Below are 21,380 nucleotides of genomic sequence, written 5' to 3'. Positions count from 1 at the left end.
TCGAGGATGCGCGCGGTGTCGTCCGCGCGTTCGATGTAGCGGCCGAGCCAGAACAGGGCCTCGGCGATACGGCTGAGCATGGCGGCTGCCTCCCTTCTCTACTGCTGTTGCTGCTGCTCGGTGGCGGGGCCGGTCTGCCGGTCGGCCACGGATTGGCGCACGTCGGTCGGTGGCGGCCCGTACACCGGCGGCCGGAGCCCGTCGCTCGGCTCGAGCCGGCGGTCCGCCAGCACCCAGGTGTCCTTCGAGCCGCCGCCCTGGCTGGAGTTCACCACCAGCGCCCCCTCAGGCAGCGCCACCCGGGTCAGCCCGCCCGGCAGCACCCAGACGTCGTTCCCGTCGTTGACGGCGAAGGGGCGCAGGTCGATATGGCGCGGCGCGAACCGCTCGTCCACGAAGGTCGGCGAGGTGGACAGGGCCACCGGCCGCTGGGCGATCCACCCGCGCGGATTGGCTTTCACCGTCGCGTGCAGCTTCTTCAGCGTCCATTCGTCCGCCTGCGGGCCGATCACGATGCCCTTGCCGCCGGCCCCGTCCACGGGCTTGAGCACGAGCGTGTCGAGCGAGTCGAGCACCCAGGCCAGGCGGTCCGGGTCGTCGAGGCGATGCGTCTCGACGTTCTCCAGGACCGGATCCTCGTCCAGGTAGTACCTGATCAGCTCCGGTATGTACGTGTAGATCAGCTTGTCATCGGCGGCGCCGCAGCCGACCGCGTTGGCGATCGTCACCCGCCCGGCCCTGGCCGCGTTGAGAATGCCGGGGCAGCCGATCACCGAGTCCGGGCGGAAGTGCAGCGGGTCGAGGAACTCGTCGTCGATCCGGCGGTAGACCACGTGCACCGGCTGCTCGCCCGCCGTGGTGCGCATCCGCACCCGGTTGCCCGAGCAGATCAGGTCCCTGCCCTCGACCAGTTCGACCCCCATCAGCCGGGCCAGCAGTGCGTGCTCGAAGTAGGCGGAGTTCGCCACGCCCGGGGTGAGCACCACGATCACCGGGTCGGTGACCCCGGTCGGCGCCGCAGCCCGCAGCGCGGCCAGCAGCCGGGCCGGGTATTCGTCCACCGGCCGCACCCGGTGCTCGGCGAAGAGCCCCGGGAAAGTACGGGTCATGATGCGCCGGTTCTCCATCACGTAGCTGACCCCGGACGGCACCCGCGCGTTGTCCTCCAGCACCCGGAACCGGCCGTCGGTGTCGCGCACCAGGTCGATCCCCGCCACGTGCACCCGCACCCCGTTCACCGGCTCGACCCCGTGGGCGGCCCGGTGGAAGCCGCCCCCGGTCAGCACCACCGAGCGCGGCACGATCCCCTCGGCGAACACCGCCCCCGCGCCGTACATGTCGGCCAGGAACGCCTCCAGCGCCCGGACCCGCTGGCGCACTCCCCGGTCGATGACGTTCCACTCCGCCGCCGCGATCACCCGCGGCACCAGGTCCAACGGGAAGGGGCGCTCCTCTCCGCCGAGCGCGAAGGTCACCCCCCGGTCGGTGAAGGCCCGCGCCACCTGGTCCACCCGGAAGCGCAACTCCGCAGGGTCCAGATGCTCCAGAGTCGCGAACACCGGTTCGTAGGCGTGCCGCGGTACCCCGGGCGCCTCGAACATCTCATCCCAGGCCGCGGAAAGCGTATACGCATCGAAAACGTCCGCCATGTCCAGAACGTAGGGCACGGTTGTTTCAAAGCCGTCAACTCGTCGCGGTCCGACATCGATGTCAACAGCGGAGGACCACGTCCGTACTGGACTCGTGGAATGCCGCGTCCGGCAGATCAACGCATGGCGGGGCCCGGCCAGCCGGTTCGACGAGCCGCCCGCGAGCTACCTGGCGGGACCGCACTCAATCGGCGTGATCATGTGGCTCGTCGCCCGAGGTGAACCATACGCGCTGCGGCCGAACTGGCGTTGCACGATCCGCCCCCGTGCGACTGTTGTCGGTGAGGGTCGGTAGCCTTCCCGCCAGCACTCGACGACACCGGCCCCTTTGCGGCCGGTATTCGTCTCCTTAATTGTCTTCCTTCGACGAGTCGTGAAGCGTGTGGGGGTCAGGGCCGATGGGTTGGTTGCCCGCGGGCGATGGGTACGAAGTCGCGCTGGTGGACGGGCGGGTGGCCGCGCGGGCCACCGGCGGCCGGGCGGCGGGACGGCAGCTCAAGACGCTGCCGAAGGCGTTGAAGGAACATCCTGAGATCGAGCGGCTGCGGCGGCTGGCCGAGTGGCTCGACCGGCACGCGGCCGCCTGCCTCGCGCAGGTCGACGCCTGGATGGTCTCCTCGCTGCCGGTGCCGACCGGGCTGCTGGCGCGGGTGTGGGCGGACGAGGCGTGGCGGGTCGCGCTGCGCGATCTGGTGGTCGTCGGCGACGACCCCGACCGGGCCGGCTTCCTGCGCGACGCCTCGGACTCGGGCGAGCTGCGGGTCGTGGACCTGGACGGCGAGACGGTCCGGCTGCGCCCGGAGACGGTGACGCTCCCGCATCCCGTGCTGCTGTCCGACCTGGACGAGCTGCGGGAGTTCGCGGCCGAGCTGGGGGTCGTCCAGCGGGTCGAGCAGATCCACCGGGCGACCTGGGCGAAGCCGGGCGACCTGGGCGCGGACGCGACCGAGGTCAAGCAGTTCGCGGGCGGCAAGTACGCGAGCCGTTTCGGCCTCGCGGCCCGCGCCACCTCGCTGGGCTACCGCGTCTCCGGCGGTTACGCCACCTGCCGGGTGCGCGACGGCGGACGGACCGTCGAGGCGTCGGTCTGGATCGGCGAACCGTACTGGGACGGCGACACCGAGACCGGCGGCCTGAGCTGGAGCGGACCGGAGGGCCGCGGCCTGGCGCTGCGCGAGGTCGGCCCGGTGGCGTGGTCGGAGGGGATGCGGATGGCGGCGGCGCTGTACGCCGGACGCGTGATCGAAGAGGGGGCGAACGCATGAGCGGCGAGCAGAGCGGCGCTGAGACAGGCTCCGAGACCGGCACGCCGACGGCGGCCGAGCTTCTGGCGGCCGGGGCGATCCTGCCCCCGGACACCGCGGACGCGGGCGAGCGGGCGGTGCCGCTGACCGCCCGCTCCTATCAGCACCCTGGCCTCGAGGGCCGGCTCGTGGTCCGGCTGGTACCCGCCGAACTGGGCGTCGCCGAGGACGCCGCAGCCGGATTCCTCGGCCTCGAGTCCGCGGCCGAGCCGGCCGTGGTCGGCCTCGGGCTGCGCCAGTCCCTCGGCTTCCCCGAATGGGTGCTCGTGCACTACCCGAAGGACGGGCACCACGCGCTCGGCGTCGTCCCGGAGCTGGAGCGGGCCGCACGGCAGGCCAAGACCAAGCCCAAGGCCGCCCTGGACGCCTACCTGGAGCTGGCCGGACGGCTGGCCGCCGCCGTCCCGCACTTCCTGCCCACGTTCTACGAACAGGCCGGCCGGGTGTTCGTCACGGTCGAGAACCCGGTGTACGCCGCGCAGATGTTCACCAAGGCGCGCGCTGCCGAAGCCGAGCACGGACTTCGCCTCGACGAGGAACGGCTCGACGCGGTCTTCCTCGAGTTCGCCCTCGCCGGGGCGCTGCCGGTGAAGGTGCTCGCGGGCTACGGCAAGGAACTTGCGGCGCGCCTGCCTGGACAGGAGGCGCTGGACCGCTTCACCCGGCTATGCGTCCGGCGCACCGCAGGCGGACTCCCGCCGTCCGCGCAGATGACCACCGAGCTGCGCAAGCTGGCCAAAGCCGCGGGTGCGAACCCTGACGCCGTCGAGCGGGACTTCCTGGTCGAACTGCTCGCGCTGCCCGCCACCCTGCGCGCGGCCCTCGGCTGGTGGAAGGCACACCGCGCGAGCCTGATCGCGCTGGCCCGGCAGGAGCCGACCGCCCGGCGCGCGCTGCTCGACGCCATGCCGGCCGGCGGCGACGCCGAAATGGACGGCCTCTGGCTCGGCGTGCTGCTCGAATCAGGGGCCGCCGACGCGCTGCACGACCCGGCGGCCGCGCCGGAGCTGCGTCCGGCCGACGGCACCGCCGGATGGCTGCGCCGCTTCCAGCGGATGCGCGAATCCGGAGGCTGGTGGCGCAACGCCTGCCGCCTGCCGCAGCTGTATCCGCTGGTCGAGCGCTGTGCGGACCGGCTGCGCGCCGAGCTGTCCGCCGACGGCGCGGCACCGCTCGACGTGCCCGACGACGTCGACCTGCTGGACCTGCTCCTCTCCCTCGACCTCCCAGTCGCCGACCCCGACGACGACGAAACGCTGAATCTGGAGCGCTGGTCCGAGGGCGAGGGACACCGCGATCTGGTCGCGCTCGCCGCCGACCCGCGCTTCCGTCGCGCCTTCAACCGCGGCGCCAACCGGTTCAGCGACGACGACGGCCTGCGCGCCATCAGCGCCCTGGTGGCGTGCTCCGGCGGCCGATCGATGCTTTCCGCATGGGTGCGCGCGATCGCCCAGCGATTCTCCGCGGTCGGGCTCCCGCAACTGCCGAACGCGATCGAGCGGCTGTCCTGGCTGCCCGGCGAGGCGCTCGCGCTGGCCGAGCAGGAGGTGCGCGCGGCCGTCGCGACCGACCTGGCCCCCGTCCTGTCCCGCACCCTGCGCGCGGGGTTGTTCGACGAGCTGACCTGGCCCGCCTGGGAGCAGGCGGCGAAGGAGCTGGTCCCCCGCAAGGACGTGGACGACCTCGTCGTCGCGGACGCCTGGCCCTACCTGATCGTCGCGGGCCCGACGCAGGTCCGGGTGATCGACGCCGAAGGCACCGTGCTCAGCCACGACCTGCGCATCCCCCACAAGGACAACTACTCGGACCCCGGCTTCCACTACGTGGACGGCGAACTGCTCGTCTACTGGAACTCGCGCTCCGCGGGTCGCGAGTTGCGCGGGTACTGGCACGGCTCGGCGGACCGGATCCAGACCATCGAGGCGCAGTCCACCCACGGCATCCGCATGGACTGGTACCACAGCCTCAACCCCACCGTGCCGCTGCCCGGCGGCGGCCGGGCGGTCGGCGGGGGAGTGCTGCACCGCGGCGACACCGTCGTCCCGAGGGAAGCCGCAGTCCTGAGCGACGGCACCTCCTATTGGGTGTGGGGCCCGGACACTTCGGACAACGGCAGCAACGGCTGGTTCGAATACGACCCCTCAACCGGGCAGCGCGGCCGCAGAAGCAATCCCGCCTTCTTCAACGACACCCTCCGTGACGCGCCCCCAGGCAGCAAGTTCCATGTCGGCACGCTGCGGCCCCTCGGCGACGGCCAGCACGGCTGGTGCGTCCTGACCCTTCCCGACGGCTCGATGCGCGGACGGAACCTGACAGGCATCGAAGTCACGGTGCCCAAAGGCTCGCCGCGCCCCGTCCGCGCCATGCCGGTGCCCGGCGGCGACGACGGCCGCCCGAGTGCGCTCGTGCGCGGCTCCTACGAGGTGGCGATCATCGACGCGGACGGCGTCACCACCGCCGAGGCCAGGACCGACGGCGCGCCGGGCGATTTCGGCCGCGGCACCCGGATCCTGCCGCCGACCTCGTTCTGGCACTGCATGCGGCCGCGCGACCCCGAAGGCTCCGCGCTGCTGCGCCGGATCGACGACGCCCAGGTCGGGCTGCTGCTCAAGGCCGGGACCGAGCAGCGCACCGCGAGCAAGGCCCACGACCGGCTGGCGGACCTGATCGCCGAGCTGCTGCCTCAGGTCACCAAGCGCAAACTGCTCGCCGGGATCACCGGAGTCGTGCGCTACGCGGCCGAGCAGCAGGCGACGCTCGATCAGGTCGCCGCGCGGCTCGACGGCGCGCTCGCGGGCGGCGGCCGGGACACCGGACCCCTCGGCCCGGACGATCATGTGCTGGCCGAGCCGCTGCTCAGCCTCGGCGCGTCCCGGCTGTACTGGAGCCACGGCAAGAACGGCGACGGGGTCTTCCGCCAGCTGCGGCTGATCGGCGAGGCGCTGCGCGAGGCGCCACAGGCTGACGCGAAGATCCCGCTGCACCTGGACGGCCCGCTGCTGCCGTCGACGGCGGTCGGCTGGTGGTTCGCGCTACTCGACGGCTGCTCCGCCCTGGCGCTCCGGGCCGCGTCCCCGATCACGGAGCCGGAGGTCGCCGACGCGCTGCGCGAGGTGCTGCGGGTCTTCGACGAGGCCGGACTCGCCGTCCCGGCGGACCGCACGCCGTGGCGCCGGGTCGCCGTCTTCCTGCCGGACCGCCTGCTCAACACGCCGGACGGAGACCGGCGTTCGGGCTCCTGGCAGGGGCTGCTCCCGACGGCGGGCGGCGGCCTGCTCGCCGTCGTCGGCTCGGAGTGGGGCGACAACGGCGCCGACTTCACCGCGCTCTACCACGACCCGGCCGGCCGCTTCGACATCCCGGCGCCGTACAAACTGCGCGGCACGAACCCGGTCGGCGAGCGGCGCGAGGCCGGCTGGCTCACCGCCTTCCTCACCGAGGCGGCGCAGCGCGGCCCGGCACCCTGGTTCTCCGAGGCGGCCGAGCAGTTCGCCCGCCTGACCGGGACCACGCTGACCGAGGCCCGCCTGGTGACGGCCGGACTGCCGGGCGTGGAGGAGACCGACCGCACCAGCCTGTCGGCCGAGGCGCGGGCCGTGCTCGGCTCGAAGGCCGCCGAGATCAAGGTGGCCCGGGACCAGCTACGCCGGGTCGACGCCGAGGTGCGGCGCGCCGTCGTCGCCGCGCTGCTGCCCGCCGACCCCGCCCGGCTGTGGACCCACGGACCGGACGCGGCCGCCGCGGCGGAGGTGTGGAACCGCAGGGTCGGCAAGCGCACCGCCGTCCCCGAAGCACTGCTGGCCGAGGCCGTCCGCGCGATCCGGACGGGCTGGGCGCCGCCGCAGTCGCTGCCCGCCCTGCTGGACCCGGCGGCATCCCCGGAGCTGAGCCGGGACCTGGCCTGGGCGGTGCACGGCGACCGGGTCGAACCGGTCGAGAAGGACGCGGTCGGGTTCACCGCGGCGACGCTCATGGGCGGCACGGCACTGATGGCCTGGCTCGCGCACCGGCTCCCGGCCGGGGACCCGATCCGCGCCGGCCTGCCCGCGGCGTTCAGCGCCCTGAGCGCCCGCCTGGCGCACCCCGAGCTGATGATCAGCCTCAGCCGGTATGTCAATCTGCCCGGATTCCGGGAGGCGGCGGGCGCGCCCAGCGAGGTCGGCAAGAACTTCGAGCGGTACGGCGCGGTCATCCTGGCCACCCATGACGAGCAGCCGATGCCCGCGGTCCGGGTGTCGCTGCTGGATCCGGCCGGAAGCGACCCCTACCTGCCCGTCCTGCGCGGCGACAGCCAGACGCCATTCCCGTTCGAGGTCGCACTCGCGCTCGTCCGCGATCCGCAGTTCGCGGCGCTGCTGGCCGACCCGGGCGACCCGGTCGCGGGGGAACGGGACAAGGACGGCACCTGGTCGCCGCAGGATCCGACGCGTTCGGTGCCCGACACGGTCGCCGAGGCGGCGAAGGAGTACGGACTCGGCGAGGATGCCGCCGCGCTGTACCTGATGCTGCTGGCGATGCCGGACCCGACCGATCGCAACGTCGCCCGATGGACCGGCTGGAAGCCCGCGCGGCTGGCGGCGGCGCGCACCGAACTGGCCGCGACGGACCTGGTGGTGGAGGCGACCCGGCCGCGCGCCGGACGCTCGCTGTTCCTGCCCGGCGGCTGGACCGCGCTCAAGGCGCCGCACCTCCCGATCGAACAGTGGAAGACGCCCTTCTTCGGCGCGCTGGTCGACGAGAACTGGCCGGTGCTCGGCGCGCTCGTGCCGACCGAGCCGGCCGCACAGCTCTACCGGCGGGCCTGGCAGCGCGTCCGGGAGGGCGACGGCCCGCGCTTCGAAGAGCTCAAAGTCTCCCGCGCCCGCACCCGCCGCCGCTGAGCCGCAGCGCATCCGGCCCTGACGAACTCCTGGAAGAGGACAAACCGATGCCCCCCACCCGTGAGACGGGTGCCCACGCCGCCCGGCAGATATTGTCGGCCGAGGAGCGGTACGCCGACGAACTGGCGTTCCTGGCAGCCTACGACGACGGTCCACGCCCGCCCCGCTGGGCGCTGACCCCGCGCGCTGTCGTCACCTTCATCTGCGGCAGCGGCGGCGAGGCGCTGAAGCTGCCCAAGCCGCACGAGACGCTGCCCGAGCGGATGACCATCCCGGTCAAGTTCGTCGGCGAGCGCGCCCTGGTCGAGCGGTGCGTCGTCACCCTCGCCGGGGAGCGCGGCCTGCTGCTGGTCGGCGAGCCCGGCACCGCCAAGTCGATGGTGTCCGAACTGCTCGCGGCGGCCGTCTGCGGAACCAGTGCCCTGACCGTCCAGGGCACCGCGGGCACCACCGAGGACGCCTTCCGCTACGGCTGGAACTACGCGCTGCTGCTCGCCCAGGGCCCGACCCCGCAGGCGCTGGTCGACTCGCCGGTGCTCACGGCGATGCGCACCGGGCGGGCAGCCCGGGTGGAGGAGATCACCCGCTGCCTGCCCGAAGTGCAGGACGCACTCGTCTCGATCCTGTCCGACCGGCGGGTCAGCATCCCCGAGCTCAACGGCGGCGAGGACGGCCAGGGCTCGGTCGCCGCCGTCCCCGGCTTCACCGTGATCGCGACCGCGAACCTGCGCGACCGGGGCGTCTCCGAGATGTCCGCCGCCCTCAAGCGGCGCTTCAACTTCGAGACCATCCACCCGATCGCCGACGCCGCGGCGGAAACCGAACTGGTGCGCCGCCAGGCCACGGCGGCGGTCGAGCGGGCAGGCGCCGGGTACTCGGTCGACGACTCGGTGCTCGACGCGCTGGTCACCGTCTTCCGCGATCTGCGCGAGGGCCGGTCGGCGGAGGGCTGGGACGTCGAGCGGCCGGGAACCGTCATGTCCACGGCGGAGGCGGTCCAGGTCACCGCGTCGCTCGGGCTCGCCGCCGCGTACCTGTCCGCCGGGGACGTGCTCGACCTCGTGCCCGGCCACCTGCTCGGCGTGGTCCGCAAGGACGACCCGGCCGACCACGGGCGGCTGCTCGGCTACTGGGACGGGCCGGTGCGCCGCCGCGCGCAGGACGGCTCGGCGCTGTGGCGGCGGCTGTGGGATCTGCGGGAGACGCTGAGTTGACCGCCGTTCTGTCGCCGACGTACACCGCTCGGCCATCGAACACCGAGTCGACAGGGCTGCGGGCCGATCCGCGCGGCGCGGTCGACGATCTAGCCGCCTGCACCCGGCCCTACCTGCTCGGGGTACGGCACCACAGCCCGGCTCTCGCCGCCGTCGTCCCGGCCCTCCTGGACGCGTCGGGGGCCGAGGTGGTCTGCGTTGAGCTGCCGACCGACTTCCAGCACTGGCTGCCGCACCTGGCCCATCCGGACACCATCGCCCCGGTCGCTTTGGCCGGGGCGGACGAGGACGGACGACTGGCCTTCTACCCGTTCGCCGACTTCTCGCCCGAACTGGCGGCGGTGCGCTGGGCCCGGGATCGCGGCGTCGAGGTACTGTGCTGCGACCTGCCGATGTCAGACCGCGCATGGTCCGCCCCAGACACCGACACCGCCGCCGACGAGCCGCCGTCCCAAGACCAGTCGCCCGCTAGCACCGGCCTCAGCACCGCATACGCCGACGGCCTGTCCGGAGCGGGCACCGGCCGCGACGGCGACGACCTGTGGGACCGCTCGGTCGAGGTCCTCGCGCCCGGCTGCGCCCCCGAAGCGGTCCGCCGTGCGGCGCTCGGCGTCGGCTGGGCGCTGCGTCAGGACGCGACGAACCGGAACGGCGTCGAGGCGCGGGATCTGGCCCGCGAAGCACACATGCGGAAGGTGATCGCGGCGGCCTCGGCAGGGGGACGGCGCATCGCCGCCGTCATCGGGTCCTTCCACGCCTCTGCGCTGGCCGCGATCCCTGACACGCCGACCGATCCCGAGGCAGAGCCCGGTCCCGCAGCCGCGCCGCTCGTCACATCGCTGGTCCCTTATGCCTTCGACCTGCTGGACTCCCGCTCCGGATATCCGGCCGGCATCAGGGATCCACGATGGCAGCAGGCCGTCTTCGCTGCCGGAGGCGACCCGGATCACGTCGGCGACGCCGCCGCGACCGCCATCACAGAACTCTGCCGGGCGCTGCGCGCGGCCGGACACACCGCCGGTACCGGCGAAGCCGCCGAGACACTGCGGACCGCCTGCGACCTGGCCCGGCTGCGCACGCTGCCCGCGCCCGGACGCGGCGAACTGCTCGAGGCCGTCACCACCGTGCTCGGCCAGGGGGAACCGCTGGGCCGGGGCCGCGCCCTCGCCCGCGCCCTCGACGCCGTGATGGTCGGATCGGGCCGCGGCAGAACGGCTCCAGGCACACCCCGCTCCGGCCTCGGCCCCGCGGTCGAGACCGAACTCACCGAACTGCGCCTGCCGGACCCAGGCGACCCGGCAGCGCGCGAGGTCCGGCTCGACCCGCTGCGCTCCGCACTCGACGCGCGCCGCGAGGTCCTGCTGCAACGCCTGCTGATCTGCGGCGCCGGGTACGGCGAGCCGACCGAGGTGGCCGGGACCGGCGACGGGACCGCGCTGACCACCCGGTGGCGGCTCGCCTGGAGCCCGGCCGTGCCCGCGCGGCTCGACCTGGCGGGCGTGCGCGGCGTCACCGCGGCCCAGGCGGCGGCCGGGACGCTGCGCGAACAGTTCCGCCGCGAATCCGCCGACGGCGGCGCGACCTGCGCGCTGGTTCTGGGCAACCTGCAGGCCGCGGCCCGCTGCGACCTGCCCGAACTGGTCACGGATCGACTCGCCGATGCCGCCGAGATCCTTCCGGCGAGCGCGACGCTGCCGGAACTGCTCGGCGCGCTGGATCTGATGGACGCACTGCGCAGACGGCACCTGCCCGGCACCACCGAACAGAGCCGCGATCAGGCCGCCACGCTCACCGACACGCTCCTCGAGGCCGCCGTCCGCATGCTGCCCGGCCTGGCCGGAAGCGACGACCCCGCCGACGCCGCCGCCCTCGTCGTCCTAGCCGGACGCGCCGCCGAACAACGACTGGGCCTGCGCCTCGACGACGCCCTGGGCCGGCTCGCGCACACCGGCTCCCCGTTGATCCAGGGCGCCGCGCTCGCGGTCAGAGTCCTGCTCGACCTGGACGCCGCGGACGAACTCGGCATCCGCGCGGCCGGCTGGGTCGACGCGGCCACCGGGATCGACGCCCGCCGCCGGCTCTATCGGCTGCTCACCGGCCTCCTGTCGGCCGCCGGACCGCTGTTGCAGTCGGCACCGGCCGCCCTCGACCACGTGCTGGACCGGGTCGACGCCCTGACCGATGACGAGTTCCTCGCCCGGCTCCCCGCGCTGCGCGGCGGATTCGGCACCCTCGCCCCGGCCGCCCGCGACCGGCTGCTGAGCACGGTGACCGAGCGCCTCGGCGACCGCCTCGACCTCACCCTCGCGGCGTCACCCGAGCTGCTGGCCATATGGGCGGCGGCCGATGCGGCCGGCCTCGCCGTGCTGCGCGCGCTGCGGATCCCGCTCCCCGAGAGCCTCGCCGTCGGCCCGCCCCCCATCCCCGACGGCGCATCCGGCGAGACATCGGCCCCTGAATCGGACGTCCGCATGAACCGGACATCACCCACGCACCGCCTTTCCCCCGCGGACCGGTGGCGTCTTCTGCTCGGCCGCGAATCCTCCCGACTCCCCGATGGCGCCCGCCGCTACGCCCACGCGCTCGACGAGTTGTACGGCGCGGGCAGCGGCGAAGGCGCCGACGGGATCGGCGGCGGCGCGAGCGATCCGCACGGCGCCGGTCAGGAAGCGTCCTTCCCCACCGCACGCGAGTGGGCGCAGGAGCTGGACGCGCTCTTCGGCGCGGAGGTCCGCGAAGAGGTGCTGGGCCGCGCCGCCGAATCAGGCCGCGGCGACGTGCTCGCCGAACTCGACCCCGCCTCGGTCCGCCCCTCCGTCGAGCTGCTCACCGCCGTCCTCTCCCTCGCGGGAGGCATGCCCGAGCAGCAGCTCGCCAAGCTGCGCCCGCTGGTGCGCCGCCTCGTCGACGAACTCGCCCGCGAGCTGGCCACCAGGCTGCGGCCCGCGCTGACCGGACTGGCCACCCCGCGCCCGACCCGGCGTCCCGGCGGCCGCCTCGACCTGCCGCGCACCCTGCGCGCCAACCTCGTGCACACCCGCCGCTTCGACGACGGGCGCACCGTCGTCGTCCCCGAACGGCCGGTGTTCAGCACCCGGGCCCGCCGCGAGGCCGACTGGCGGCTGATCCTGGTGGTCGACGTCTCCGGATCGATGGAGGCGTCCGTGGTCTGGTCCGCGCTCACCGCTGCGGTGCTCGGCGGCGTGCCGACCCTCTCCACGCACTTCCTCGCCTTCTCCACCGAGGTCATCGACCTGACCGACCGCGTCAGCGATCCGCTGTCCCTGCTGCTGGAAGTGCGGGTCGGCGGCGGCACGCACATCGCCGCCGGGCTCGCGCGCGCCCGCGAACTCGTCACCGTGCCCAGCCGGACCCTCATCGCGGTGGTCAGCGACTTCGAAGAAGGCTTCCCGCTCGGCGGCCTGCTCGCCGAGGTCCGCGCCCTGGCCGGATCCGGCGTGCACCTGATGGGCTGCGCAGCCCTCGACGACGCCGGCACGCCGCGCTATTCGGTACCGGTCGCCCAACAGCTCGTCGCGGCCGGAATGCCGGTGGCCGCACTCAGCCCCCTCGCCCTGGCCCGCTGGGTCGGCGACCGTTTGCGCGGAGAACGCCCATGACCGCCGCCGCCGCGCCAGCCGCCCCGGATGCCGCGTCGGCCGCGCTCCCCCCAGCGGCCCCGGACGTGGTCGCCGCCGCCATCGAAAGCCTGTCCCCGCGCCTGCGCAAGAAACTCGACGCCGCGACGGAGCAGTACGCCGCCGAACCCGTCGCCGTCAACGCCGGGACATTCAGCGTGTCCTGCGGCGAGGACGCCGTCGTCACGCTCGCTCCCGGACCCGAAGGCGCGGTGACGCAAGCCGATCAGGCGACTTGCACCTGCCTGCTCGCGCCGCGCTGCCTGCATCGCGCGGCCGTCCTCGGCGCCTGCCCGGTCGCGTCAAACATCGCAGAACCCGAATCTCACACCTCTGCCCCTACCGCCGCCGCCCCCCTCACGGCAACCGATCCCGAAACCCCCGACACCCTTACCCCGACACCTCCCGCGTCTGAGGTCACCCCGGCTCAAATCTCTGCCGCAGCGGGGCTGTGGTCCGCCGCCGCAGCCGTGCTCACCGGAGGAATCCCCGCAGCCGGAGCAATGCCCCAAGCGGAGCTCCTGCGCGCCGCGCACACCGCGAGGCTCGCGGGCCTCCACCGGGCCGAAGCCGCAGCGCTGCGCGTCGTCAACGGTCTGCGCAGCGCACGCGCCCGCCGCGCCGAACACCGCCTCGCCGACCTCGTCGCCGCGCTGCGCGAACTCCTGCTCACCACCGTGCTCCTCGCGGCGGTCGACACCGAGCCCTCGCTGATCGGCGTCGCCCGCCGCGCCTACCAGCCCGGCGGAGCCCTGCGCGTGCACGGCGTCTGCCGCGAGCCGGTGATCAGCGCCACCGGATACGCCGGCGTCGTCACGCACCTGCTCGCCGAGGACGGGCGCTGGTACTCGGCCTCTGACGTCAAGCCGGGCGGCCCGGGCCGGGCCCGCGCGGCGGCCACGGCCCCGGTCGCGATCGGGGCCGCCGGCCTCGATCACGGACAGCTGGCCCGCGGCGGACTGCTGATCAACGGCGCGACCGTGTCCCCGGACGGCCGCCTCGGCTCCGGCAAGGAGGTCAGGGCCACACCGCTCAGCGGACTGCCATGGTCCGCCGGACCGATCAGCTCCCTGCTCGACCGCCCGCTCGCGGACATCGCAGCCCAGCGCCTCGCCGTGACACCAGCCGACGACGAGGCAAGAACCGAGGCGACCCGCGAACTCATGGCCTGCGACGTGGAAATCCTCTCGGGCCAAGGGGACCATCTGCTCGTGCGGGAATTGGCCTCCAGCACACTGATCCGCCTCATCCCGGCCGACGCGCACGCCGACCTCGCGTACACCTCCAACCTGCGCCAACTCGCGTCGCGTCCCGGGCTGCGGATCCGCCTCGTCGGACGGCTCGACCCCGACCGCGCCGCGACCATGCGCCCGCTCGCCGCAGGTCCGGTCCCGAGCACCGAGGCCACGCTCCGGCTCCCGGAGGAGTGGCTCGGCCGAGCAGACCTCGGATACGACCGGCTCCAGGGCTCGCACCTGCCCCCGCTGTCGGCATGTCCGGCCCCTGAGCCGGTCGCGGTGCCACTCGACCCGATGGCCGACTCGCCCCTGTGGCGCTACCGGCACCTGGTGGAACTCGCCGTCTCAGGCGGTAGGAGGACAGTCGCTGAATCCGTCCGCCGAGCGGACCGCACGGACCACACACGACGAGTCGGCGAGGCCTTCGCCCCGCTGCGTGCGGCAGGCTTCAACGCCGCCGCCGACCTCGCGACGCGACTCGTGCGGGAGGCCGACCGCCGCGACCGCGACGTCTTCGGCCGACTCACCGACCCCGACCCGGACGGCTACGCGAAAGCGTGGCTTGCCGCGGCCGCACACCTCGCGGCGACCGAGCGGGCCATGGTCCTCGCCTCATGGCAGCGGGCCGACATGTAGGGGCACATATCCCAACTGAGCATGACGAATCCGACCGGCTTGTCGTCGGCGTACACGGCCCGGTACCACGGCTGGCAGTGCGGCATCTCGGCGGCATCCGCCAACGCGCCGCGCACCGACCCGACGAACTGTTCCTGCTCCGGTGTCACGCGAAGCGCCACAACGGCGTCGTGGTTGTCGTCGGTGACTTCACGCAGTGAAACAACCATGGCGGCCAACCTATCCATACGGTCACCAGCAGTCAGCAGCACAGGCGGTAGGCTTCGATCTAGGTTTCGTTTCCGTGAGAGATGCGTGGATCCACATTGACATTCACCGACCTTGCTGATCGCTTCCAACAAGTCGATACAACCGCAATTTGTGACGCGGACAAGACGCTTCGGGTGATGGATCATGGAATTCGGGCTCGCTCAGCGGGTAAGCGTATTTCCGCTCCAGCATTCACGGTGCGATGTCGAGGAGACTTTCTTGCCGTGCTGCGGGCGATTGAGTCGGCTTCTGCCGGTGATGTGATCGTTGTAGACGGCGGTGCGCAGGAGATCGCGCTTGGTGGGGAGCTCTTTGCGCGTGGAGCCCTGGCGCGTAATCTAGCCGGTATTATCGTGGACGCCGGATATCGTGACCTGGGATATATCGCGACGTGCCCGATTCCTATTTACAGCAGGTTTACAACGCCACTTGCTGGAACCACATCCAAGCTCGGCCAGCTGCAGGTTCCCGTTATCTGCGGCGGTGTGGTGGTGAATCCAGGTGATATCGTCCTGGCGGACGATGAAGGAATCGTTGTCGCGCCGTCGGATGACCTGGATTCTTTGCTGGCCTCGGCGGCCTCCATTAAAGACGCCGAGGGCAGGCTGATCGAGCGTCTGAATAATGGAGGGACGCTGAGTGACGGACTCAATCTCGTCGAGCACGTTGCCGCATTAGAGCAAGGGAATTCGTCGGCATTGAGATTTTTGCTGTAATTCATAATTGCATTCAAATCTGGACGCCGCGGTTGGTCCGCGAGCTGTCGCAGGGATCTAACACTCCCGTAAGTGGTCACGTCGAGCGGATGGCGAGGGCGAAGAAGCGGTGCGGGGAGTCGTCGTAGGCGGTCAGGGCCCAGCCGGTCGCGTTGAGGCTGTGACGTAGTCGTTGTTCGGAGAGGGGTTCGTCGGGGCGCAGGGTGCGGCCGTGGCGGGCGGCCAGGGCGGCGCGGCCGCTCGGGTGGAAGATGGCCAGGCGGGCGGCGGGACGGGTGACGCGGGTGAGTTCGCGCAGGCCGGTGTGCAGGTCGTGCAGGTGGTTGAGCAGGCCGGCGGCGAAGACAGTGTGGACGGTGGCGTCGGCCAGTGGCAGGTGGTGGGCGTCGGCGAGGATGAGTGCGGCATGGTGGGCGCGGTCGGCGGCGCGGGCGGCGCGCAGCATGTCGGGCGTGAGGTCGAGGGCGATCACGCTGCCGGCGGGGCCGACGGCCTTACGCAAGGCCGGTAGGGCGCGTCCGGTGCCGCAGCCCAGGTCCAGGGCGGTACCTCCGGGCGGTGGGTCGAGTTGGGCGACGGCGGCGGCATAGGCGGGAAGGTCGTCGCCGAATTTGGTGTCCCAGGTGGCGGCGCGCAGCGCGAAGAACGCCTGGCTCTCGGTGACGTACCAGTGGTCCGGGGTGGCGACCCGCCGGTGGATCCGGCGGATGATCGGCCAGGCCGGGTCGGCGAGGTCGACGACGATGTCCGCGTCGTCGGAGGTCTCCTGGCGCGGCTGGGGTTCCCGGGTGCGCAGCCAGATCACCAGGTCCCATGCGGCGGCCGGGGGTTCGGCGCGCCAACGTGGGCCGTCGGCCAGGGCCACGGTGCTCGGGGTGCGCTCGATGAACCACCTGTCCTCGTCGGCCAGCGGAGTCGCGTCGGTCAGCCGGATGCAGGGGCGGCCAGCGGAGAGCAGCGTCTCGGCGAGACGGTCGGCCACGGCCGCGGCGTCGCGCCCGTCGATCACGAGGCCCACGGCCCCGGCGGGGACCGTGGCGGCGAGTGTGCCCAGGACGGTGGCCCACCGGTCCCGCTGCACGTCGGTCATCTGCTGCCAGTCGGGCAGGGGCGTCTCGTGCCGCGCGTCGACGGTCATGCTCCCATGATGCAGTTGCGACGTGACCGCTCCAAATAGCGCGGTGAATCAGAGGAACTAAAGCCTCAGAAGCTTGCGGATGCGGTAAGGCGCAGCGGAAGGGGCTTAGGCGGGGTAGGTGTCGGTCTCGGTGGCTTTGACGGTCGCCCAGACTTGGGTGCCGGGGGTCAGGTCGAGGTCGGCGAGCGCGGCGGGGGTGATGTCGGCGGCCAGGTGCAGTGGGCCGGTCAGGTCGATGCGCACGTGGTCGCCGCGTCGTTCGATGCCTGTGACGGTGACCGGCCACTGGTTGCGCGGTGTGCCGTCGGGGCGGGTGCGGTAGAGGGCGACGGCGGTGGGGCGGAAGGCCACGAACACCGGTCCGTGGTGGGGTTCCGCGGTGGTGATCTCGGCGCCGTCGGCGAGGCGCACCCGGTGGTCGTCGGCGGCGCCGTGGTAGAGATTCAGGCCGACCAGGCGGGCGATGTAGTCGGTGCGCGGGTGGCGGGCGATCTCGGCGGGCGGCCCGGTCTGCACCAGGTGTCCGTGTTCGATCACGACGAGGCGGTCGGCGAGGATCATCGCGTCCAGGGGGTCGTGGGTGACCAGCAGGGTGGCGCCGTCGAAGTCGGCGAGGTGGTGTCCCAGCCGGGTGCGGATGTCCAGGCGGGTGTGGGCGTCGAGGGCGGCGAGCGGCTCGTCGAGCAGCAGCAGTCGTGGGGAGGGCGCGAGGGCGCGGGCGAGGGCGACGCGCTGGGCTTGGCCGCCGGAGAGGGCGCCCGGGCGGGCGGCTGCGTGGTCGGCCAGGCCGACGCGGTCGAGCCAGGCGGCCGCTTCGCCCCGGGCGTCGGCCTTGGATCGGCCCTGGCAGCGCAGCCCGAAGGCGATGTTGTCGAGGGCTGAGAGGTGCGGGAAGAGCAGGTAGTCCTGGAAGAGCAGGCCGGTGCGGCGCCGTTCGGTCGGGGTGCGCCGCCCCATCGTGGTGTCCTCGACCGTTGTGCCGTCGATCTCGATGCGTCCGGCGGTGAGCGGGGTGAGCCCGGCTAAGGCGCGCAGGGTCGTGGTCTTGCCCGCGCCGTTCGGGCCGAGCAGGGCGACCACTTCCCCCGAGTCGATGTGCAGGTCGAGGTCGAGGGTGAAGCCGGGGCGGTCGACCCGCAGGTTCGCGTCCAGAGTCATGCGGTGTCCGGGCTCATGCGGGTGTCCATGCTCATGCGGTGTCCGTACTCATACAGCGGTCATCCAGCGTTCGCGCAGCGCGGCCAGGACCGTGATGGACACCGCGAGCAGGACCAGGCTCAGCACGATGGCGGCCTGTGGGTCGTCCTGGAGGGCGAGGTAGACGGCCAGCGGCATCGTCTGGGTGGTGCCGGGAAAGTTGCCGGCGAAGGTGATGGTGGCGCCGAACTCGCCCAGGGCGCGGGCCCAGGCCAGCACCGATCCGGCGGCGACGCCCGGCGCGACCAGGGGCAGAGTGACGCGGCGGAACGTGGTCCAGCCGGAGGCGCCCAGGGTCGCGGCGGCGTCCTCGAACCGGGGGTCGGCCGCGCGCAGTGCCCCCTCGACGCTGAGCACGAGGAACGGCATCGCGACGAACGCCTCGGCGACCACGACCCCGGCGGTGGTGAACGGCAGCGTGACGCCGAACCAGGAGTCGAGGTACTGGCCGAGGATCCCGCGTCGGCCCAGCGCGAGCAGCAGCGCGACGCCGCCGACGACCGGAGGCAGAACCAGCGGGACGGTGATCAGGGCGCGGAGCAGCCGACGCCCGGGAAAGGAGGCGCGGGCCAGCAGCCAGGCGAGGGGGACGCCCAGCACGAGGGACAGCACGGTGGCGAGGCTGGCGGTGATCAAGGAAAGGCGCAGCGCCTGCAGGACCTGCGTGCCGCGAAGCTCCCCGGCCAGATCGCTCCACGGGGTGCGCACCAGCAGCCCGAGCAGCGGCAGGGTCAGGAACGCCACCCCGAGCAGCGCGGGCAGCAGCAGCGGGAGCGGCACGTGCCGGGCCGCGGTGGTGCGCGGCGCGCGCCGCGGGCGCGCGGCGCGCCCCGTTCGGGACCTGAGCTTCAGGGTCACGGGTTCTGGAAACCGGCCGCGCTGAGCACGTCGCGGCCGTGTGCGGACAGCACGAACGCGACGAACGCCTGCGCCGCGGTCGCGTCGGGGGCGCCCGTGAGCACCGCGATCGGATAGGTGTTGATCGCCTGTGCGGCCTCGGCGAAGTCCACTCCCTGCACCTTGCCGCCGGCCGCCTTCACGTCGGTCTGGTACACGATCGCCGCGTCGACCTCGCCGAGCTCCACCTTGGTCAGCGCGGACTTGACGTCGGTCTCCAGGGTGACCGGAGTGATCTTGACGTTGCCTATACCCTCGGCCTTCACCGCGGCCGCGCCGCACGGCACGCTCGTGGCGCACAGCGCGACCTTGATCCCCGGCTTGGTCAGATCAGCGAGGGTGTGGATGCCCTTCGGGTCGCCCGGCGGCACCGCGATCTCCAGTTGGTTGCGCACGAACACGGTCGGGGTGCCGGACGCGTCGCCGGCCTTGGTGACCGTGTCCATGGTCGTCGTGCTGGCCGCCGCGAAGACGTCCGCGGGCGCGCCGGAGACGATGCTGGCGGCGAGCGTGTCCGACCCGCCGAAGTTGAACTTGACGGTGACGCCCGGGTGCGCGGCCTCGAAATCCTTACCCAGCTGGGTGAACGTGCCGGTCAGCGACGAGGCGGCGAAGACGGTCACGGTCCCCGACAGCGGACTGGCCGATGCCGAGGTGCCGGATGATGAGGAGGACGCGGCGGCGTTGCCGCCGGAGCTGGAGCATCCGGCCGCGGCGGCCAGCGCCACCGCCAGGGCCAGGGCCAGAGCGGTGGCGGGACGGCGGCCGGGCAGCGCGAAGTTCATGATCACTCCTGGTGGTCAGGGGCCGCGGCGCGGCCGGGCTTCTAGAGCTCCACGACGACGTTGGTGGACTTGACGACCGCGACCGCCACCGTGCCGACTTGCAGGTCGAGTTGGTCGGCGGCCTCGCGGCTCATCAGCGAGACCACCCGGTGCGGCCCGGCCTGGATCTCGACCTGCGCCATCACCCCGTCGCGCACCACGCGGGTGACGATTCCGCGGAACCGATTGCGCGCCGAGGAGGTACCGCCGGCCCGCTCCTGTTCCGCGGTGTCGCCCAGGGACGCGGCGAACGCGGCCAGGTTCGTTCCCTCGACCCGCCGGTGTCCGTTCGGCTCGCGCTCCGCGGGCAGCTTCCCGGCGTCGATCCAGCGGCGCACGGTGTCCGCACTGACCCCGAGCAACTCGGCGGACTCGCTGATCCCAAACGTCGGCACGTCAACACGATAACCCGGCGGATGCCAGCCCAATCACCGCGCAGCCATGGGACCGGCGAACGCAATAAGACTGTAATCCTCGCATCTGCGGGAGATCACTATCCGAACACCTGTAGTCATCGACTGGCGGCTTAGGAGACCGTGCCGCGGGGCTCACGCGGGCGGATCGTGACGCGCGGTTGGTGATGCGTGCGTGTGACACCGCGGTGGCACGGTGGGAGCATGGAGTTTGCTGCGCTGCAGCCCAAGGCGGGTTATTCCGCTCTCGGGTGCGATGGCACCCTCATCGATGAACCAACGGCGATAGCGGCAGACGGCGGGGCCTCTGGTTCTCGCGGCGAAGGTGGCTGTGTCGGCCTTGCCGAGTCAGCGCGGCGGTGCGGGTTCGAGCAAGAGAAACCGTCTGATGCCGAGCACGCGGAAGATCGGCCGTTGGCGACGGTAGGCGGTCCGGATCAGGGCGTGGGATCCCCGTCACGCTGCCGGGCCCCTCGCGCGGACCCGGATCAGGCCGAGCGTCTGGTCGGCGATCTCGAGTTCCTCGTCGGTCGGGACGACCAGCACGGGCACCTCGGCACCGTCCGGCGAGACCGAGCGTGAGCCACTGGCCGCCGCCGTGTTGCGCTCGGGATCGACCGCGACGCCGAGCCGATCGAGCCCGGTCAGCGCGAGCTCCCGGACCCTCGCGTCGTGTTCGCCGACACCGGCGGTGAACACGACCGCGTCGACCCTGCCGAGAACCGCGTAATAGGCGCCGACGTACTTGCGGATGCGGTGGCAGTACACGTCGATCGCCAGCCGCGCGTGCGAGTCGCCGCGCTCGACGGCCTCCCGCACGTCACGCAGGTCGTTGCTTCCCGCCAGTCCGAGCAGACCGCTTTCCTGGTTGAGGGCAGCATCGACCGCCGCGCCGTCCAATCCCGCGACGCGCTGCATGTACGCGGGCAGAGCAGGGTCGACGTCCCCGCTGCGGGAGCCCATGACCAGGCCTTCCAAGGGCGTCAGGCCCATGGAGGTCTCGACGCTGCGTCCGCCCTCGACGGCGCAGACACTCGCTCCGTTGCCCAGGTGCAGGATGATCAGGTTCACGTCGGCCGGGGCGCGGCCCAGGAACCGTGCCGCCTGCCGCGCAACGTACTGGTACGAGATGCCGTGGAAGCCGTAGCGCCGCACCCCGTGGCGCTCGCGCCATTCGCGCGGCACGGCGTAGGTGAGCGCGTGCGGCGGCAGGGTGCGGTGGAACGCTGTGTCGAAGACCGCGACGTGCGGCACGTCCGGGAAGGCGTGGCGCGCGACACGGATCGCCTCGACGTTCGCCGGGATGTGCAGCGGCGCGAGTGGAGCAAGGTCGCTGATCGCCGCGAGCACCGCGTCGTCGATCACAACCGGGTCGGTGAACCGGCGG

Annotated in this window: 14 protein-coding genes; 6 read left to right on the top strand and 8 right to left on the bottom strand. The window is 72.6% G+C overall.

The features are described from left to right. A partial coding sequence (locus VGZ32_RS18990; protein WP_326887423.1) for an alpha-E domain-containing protein occupies positions 1 to 80 on the bottom strand: 80 nt, incomplete at its 3' end. An 18-nt stretch (positions 81 to 98) separates the two neighbouring features. Then, entirely contained in the window at positions 99 to 1,649 is a 1,551-nt protein-coding gene (locus tag VGZ32_RS18985) for a circularly permuted type 2 ATP-grasp protein (RefSeq protein ID WP_326887422.1), read from the bottom strand. A gap of 398 nt (positions 1,650 to 2,047) precedes the next feature. On the opposite strand from VGZ32_RS18985, the gene VGZ32_RS18980 reads away from it, so the two are divergent. The 6 genes from VGZ32_RS18980 to VGZ32_RS18955 all read left to right on the top strand — a co-directional run bounded on the left by VGZ32_RS18980 (position 2,048) and on the right by VGZ32_RS18955 (position 15,524). After that, positions 2,048 to 2,914 (top strand): DUF4132 domain-containing protein, encoded by an 867-nt coding sequence (locus VGZ32_RS18980; RefSeq protein WP_349263657.1) that lies wholly within the window; start codon positions 2,048 to 2,050, stop codon positions 2,912 to 2,914. Then, the gene (locus VGZ32_RS18975; RefSeq protein WP_326887420.1) at positions 2,911 to 7,833 is read left to right on the top strand and encodes a hypothetical protein; all 4,923 of its coding nucleotides are present in this window, start codon (positions 2,911 to 2,913) and stop codon (positions 7,831 to 7,833) included. Before VGZ32_RS18980 ends, VGZ32_RS18975 begins: the two co-directional genes overlap by 4 nt. A 47-nt stretch (positions 7,834 to 7,880) precedes the next feature. Continuing rightward, positions 7,881 to 9,047 carry an AAA family ATPase gene (locus VGZ32_RS18970; protein ID WP_326887419.1) on the top strand — a complete coding sequence of 389 codons (1,167 nt, stop codon included), beginning with the start codon at positions 7,881 to 7,883 and terminating at the stop codon, positions 9,045 to 9,047. A gap of 56 nt (positions 9,048 to 9,103) precedes the next feature. Next, positions 9,104 to 12,667 carry a vWA domain-containing protein gene (locus VGZ32_RS18965; RefSeq protein ID WP_349263659.1) on the top strand — a complete coding sequence of 1,188 codons (3,564 nt, stop codon included), beginning with the start codon at positions 9,104 to 9,106 and terminating at the stop codon, positions 12,665 to 12,667. Further along, positions 12,664 to 14,559, top strand: a complete 1,896-nt coding sequence (locus tag VGZ32_RS18960; protein ID WP_326887417.1) for a hypothetical protein — start codon at positions 12,664 to 12,666, stop codon at positions 14,557 to 14,559. The genes VGZ32_RS18965 and VGZ32_RS18960 overlap by 4 nt, the downstream gene beginning before the upstream one ends. Before the next feature lie 305 nt (positions 14,560 to 14,864). After that, entirely contained in the window at positions 14,865 to 15,524 is a 660-nt protein-coding gene (locus VGZ32_RS18955) for an RraA family protein (RefSeq protein ID WP_326887416.1), read from the top strand. Positions 15,525 to 15,600: 76 nt separating this feature from the next. Here the strand turns inward: VGZ32_RS18955 and VGZ32_RS18950 are convergent, their stop codons facing one another. From VGZ32_RS18950 to VGZ32_RS18925, 6 genes are all read right to left on the bottom strand, one after another. Next, positions 15,601 to 16,662: a class I SAM-dependent methyltransferase gene (locus tag VGZ32_RS18950; protein ID WP_326887415.1), complete on the bottom strand. Its 1,062-nt coding sequence runs from the start codon at positions 16,660 to 16,662 to the stop codon at positions 15,601 to 15,603. 105 nt (positions 16,663 to 16,767) lie between these two features. Beyond that, positions 16,768 to 17,820, bottom strand: a complete 1,053-nt coding sequence (locus VGZ32_RS18945) for an ABC transporter ATP-binding protein (protein WP_326887414.1) — start codon at positions 17,818 to 17,820, stop codon at positions 16,768 to 16,770. A 48-nt stretch (positions 17,821 to 17,868) separates the two neighbouring features. Next, positions 17,869 to 18,717, bottom strand: a complete 849-nt coding sequence (gene modB, locus VGZ32_RS18940; RefSeq protein ID WP_326887413.1) for a molybdate ABC transporter permease subunit — start codon at positions 18,715 to 18,717, stop codon at positions 17,869 to 17,871. Further along, on the bottom strand, positions 18,714 to 19,541 hold the full coding sequence (gene modA / locus VGZ32_RS18935; RefSeq protein ID WP_326887412.1) for a molybdate ABC transporter substrate-binding protein: 828 nt from the start codon (positions 19,539 to 19,541) through the stop codon (positions 18,714 to 18,716). Before modA ends, modB begins: the two co-directional genes overlap by 4 nt. Before the next feature lie 41 nt (positions 19,542 to 19,582). Further along, positions 19,583 to 19,975, bottom strand: coding sequence for a TOBE domain-containing protein (locus VGZ32_RS18930; protein ID WP_326887411.1), 393 nt, complete (start codon positions 19,973 to 19,975; stop codon positions 19,583 to 19,585). A gap of 474 nt (positions 19,976 to 20,449) precedes the next feature. After that, a partial coding sequence (locus VGZ32_RS18925) for an acetate kinase (RefSeq protein WP_326887410.1) occupies positions 20,450 to 21,380 on the bottom strand: 931 nt, incomplete at its 5' end.

The organism is Actinocrinis sp., assembly GCF_035938995.1.
Lineage (GTDB): Bacteria > Actinomycetota > Actinomycetes > Streptomycetales > Catenulisporaceae > DASZGI01.
The sequence above is the reverse complement of the archived record's forward strand: the minus strand, read 5'-3'. Positions and strand labels throughout refer to the sequence as shown.